Consider the following 3,063-nt stretch of genomic DNA (forward strand, 5'->3'; position numbering starts at 1 on the left):
ACCTCCCGGTCTGCGAGGACGGCATACCGGTGGGGATGGTGACGAGCGGAGATCTGCTCCGACTGGCCCAGACCGACCCCGTGTACCTGGCGGCCCGCATCGCCCGGGCGCCCGACCCCGAGGGCGTCGCGCGCCTGGCGGCCAGGTTGCCCGCCCTGGTCGGGGAATTCGTCCGCCGTGGCACCGCCCCCCAGGACATCGGTCGGGTCGTCACGGCGACCGCGGACGCCGCGACGCGTCGGTTGATCTCTCTCGCGGAGAGCGAACTCGGACCGCCGCCGGTGCCGTACTGCTGGGTCGGCCTCGGTTCCCAGGCCAGAGGAGAGCTCGGCGTGGCGAGCGACCAGGACAACGCGCTCATCCTCGACGACGCGGCGGAGGCGTCGCCGGGCGCGGACCGGTACTTCGCCGCGCTGGCGCAGCAGGTGTGCGCCGGTCTCGACCGGGCCGGCTTCCCGTTGTGTCCGGGCGATGTCATGGCCTCCAACCCGGCGTGGCGTCGCACGTGCAGGTCCTGGGAGCGCCAGGTGGGGGACTGGGTACGGGCGCCCGGCGCGGACGCCGTCCTGCACTCGCAGGTCTTCCTGGACATCCGACCGGTCCACGGGGACGCCTCGCTGTTCATGCGGGTCCGTGACGAGATGCTCGCGCGCGCCGAGGGCAGCCGACGGTTCCAGGCCCACCTGGCACGGATAGCCTGCGAGTGGCACCCGCCGCTGGGGTTCTTCCGCGGACTGGTGGTGGCACGACGGGGCGAGTACCGCAACACCCTCGACCTCAAGGCCGGCGGGATCGCGCCCGTGGTGCAGATCGCACGCGTGCACGCCCTCTCGGCGGGGCTGGACGAGGTGTCCACCCTCGGTCGGCTCGACGCCGCGGCCGGGGCCGGTGTGATCGCGCGTGCTGATGCGGAGGACCTCGGCGAGGCCTTCCGGTTCCTGCGCGGTCTGACCTATCGGCATCACGCACGTCAGATCGCGGACGATGACCCGCAGGACAACCACATCGACCCGGGAACGCTGAGTTCCGCCGACCGTCACCGTCTCCGCTCCGCGTTCCGGATCATCGCCGGGGTGCAGGGTTCGCTGGCCCTGACGTACCGGGTCGGGCAGATGTGATGCGCGAGTGGTTCACCGGGGCGGGTCGCCGACGACGCACTGCACGGCGGCTTCCCGAGGGGCCGCTGCGGCGCTACCTCGAGACCCCGCCCCCGGGGCCGTCGACTCCACTGGCGGAGCTGCCACTGCTGGCAATGGACGTGGAGACCACGGGCCTCGACCCCCGGCGCGACCGGGTTCTGTCCGTGGGGCTGGTTCCGGTGGACGGCGACCGGATCGTCCTCGGCGGCGCGCAGTCCATGCTCCTGCGGGCCGACGGCGCCGACGAGGTCGAAGGGGTGGGCCAGAGTGCCACGGTGCACGGGATCACCGACGACACGGTGGCGACCGGGGTGGGCGTGGACGACTTCCTGGATCGAGTCTTCGCAGCGTTGACCGGTCGGGTGCTCGTCGCTCACTACAGTCGTATAGAGACCGACTTCCTCGGCGCGCTATGCCTCTCCGGTCACGATGTACGACCCCCGTTCGTACCGGTCGACACCCTGGAACTCCATCGCCGGGTGCTCGGCGGGGGAGTCGACATGGGTTTCGCCCCGGAGTCCTCTCCGGACGAGCTCCGGCTGTGGAATGCCAGGGAGCGGTACGGGCTACCCCGCTACCGGGCGCACGACGCGCTGATCGACGCCCTCGCCTGTGCGGAGTTGTACCTGGCCCAGGCGGCGGAGTTGCACGACCGCGGGGTCACGACGCTCCGGGATCTGCGAACGGCATAGGATCGCGGGTATGCGTCTCGCCCGTATCGCCCATCCGCAGGGATTCGCCTTCGTCGAGGTCCGCGGGGACGTCACCGATCCCTCGGCCCTCACCTGCGCGGAGATCTCGGAACACCCCTTCGGCACGCCCGAGTTCACCGGTCGTGAATGGCCGTTGGCCGACGTCCGTCTGCTCGCCCCGATCCTCGCCTCCAAGGTGGTCTGCGTCGGCAAGAACTACGCGGAGCACGCGGAGGAGATGGGGTCTGAGGCGCCCGCCGAGCCGCTGATCTTTCTTAAGCCCAACACCTCGGTGGTCGGCCCCGAGGCCGCGATCGCGTACCCGCCCAGTTCCGAGCGTGTGGACCACGAGGGCGAGCTCGCCGTGGTGATCGGCCAACCCTGTCGCGACGTCGCGGCCGCCCGGGCCCACGAGGTGATCCTGGGATACACCTGCGCCAACGACGTGACGGCTCGCGACCAGCAACTCGCGGACGGCCAGTGGACCCGCGGGAAGGGGTACGACACCTTCTGCCCTCTGGGCCCGTGGATCGTCACCGACCTCGACCCCAACGGCCTCGACGTCCGCACCACCCTGCACCACGCGGACGGGTCGTCGGAGGTGCGTCAGGACGGGAACACCTCCCAGTTCATGCACACCGTGGGGGAGATCATCGAGTACGTGAGCAGGGTCATGACACTGCTCCCGGGCGACGTCGTGTTGACGGGAACCCCGGCCGGTGTCGGCCCGATGCTCCCCGGTGACCGGGTCACCGTGGAGATCGAGGGCATCGGAGCGCTGACCAACCCCGTCGTCGACAGGTAGGTCGACTCCCGGCCCGCCGGGCGGTCGATACCCGGTCGGGGAAATCCGGTCACACGGCGCCCAGCGCGGTGAGGACAGTGCGGAGTTTGGCCGCGGTCTCGGCCACCTCGTCGTCGGGGTCGGAATCGGCGACGAGCCCCCCGCCCGCCCAGGCGAGCGCACCGGAGCGGTCCGCCTCGATCTCGGCGCAGCGGATGGTCACCATCCAGTCGCCGTCGCCGCCCGCATCCGCCCACCCCACCGCTCCCGAGTAGAAGCCCCGCTCGCCCTCGATCCCCGCGATCACCCGTCGCGCCTCGTCGGTGGGGGTTCCGCAGACGGCGGGCGTGGGGTGGACGGCCAACGCGAGGTCCAGCGCGGTCGTCCGTGGGTCGGCGATCCGTCCGCGGATCCGGGTGCCCAGGTGCCACATCTCGCGGGTGGAGGT

At 71.3% G+C, this 3,063-nt stretch carries 4 protein-coding genes; 3 read left to right on the plus strand and 1 reads right to left on the minus strand.

The genetic code is table 11. The annotated features are described in order from the left end of the window. The 3 genes from G6027_RS13865 to G6027_RS13875 all read left to right on the plus strand — a co-directional run. Positions 1-1,118: DUF294 nucleotidyltransferase-like domain-containing protein (locus G6027_RS13865; protein WP_241727131.1), on the plus strand; the 1,118-nt coding region annotated here is incomplete at its 5' end. After that, positions 1,118-1,831, plus strand: a complete 714-nt coding sequence (locus G6027_RS13870; protein WP_182637679.1) for an exonuclease domain-containing protein — start codon at positions 1,118-1,120, stop codon at positions 1,829-1,831. The genes G6027_RS13865 and G6027_RS13870, both read left to right, overlap by 1 nt. Before the next feature lie 10 nt (positions 1,832-1,841). Beyond that, positions 1,842-2,636, plus strand: a complete 795-nt coding sequence (locus G6027_RS13875) for a fumarylacetoacetate hydrolase family protein (RefSeq protein WP_182637680.1) — start codon at positions 1,842-1,844, stop codon at positions 2,634-2,636. Positions 2,637-2,685: 49 nt separating this feature from the next. Here G6027_RS13875 and G6027_RS13880 read toward each other — a convergent pair. Next, positions 2,686-3,063: chorismate-binding protein (locus tag G6027_RS13880; RefSeq protein WP_182637681.1), on the minus strand; the 378-nt coding region annotated here is incomplete at its 5' end.

This window comes from Dietzia sp. SLG310A2-38A2 (genome assembly GCF_014145095.1).
Classification (GTDB): domain Bacteria; phylum Actinomycetota; class Actinomycetes; order Mycobacteriales; family Mycobacteriaceae; genus Dietzia.

Bases quoted from the DNA above. Each gene is read 5' to 3' on its own strand.
- G6027_RS13870 (WP_182637679.1), top strand. From the start codon at position 1,118: ATGCGCGAGTGGTTCACCGGGGCGGGTCGCCGACGACGCACTGCACGG.
- G6027_RS13875 (WP_182637680.1), top strand. From the start codon at position 1,842: ATGCGTCTCGCCCGTATCGCCCATCCGCAGGGATTCGCCTTCGTCGAG.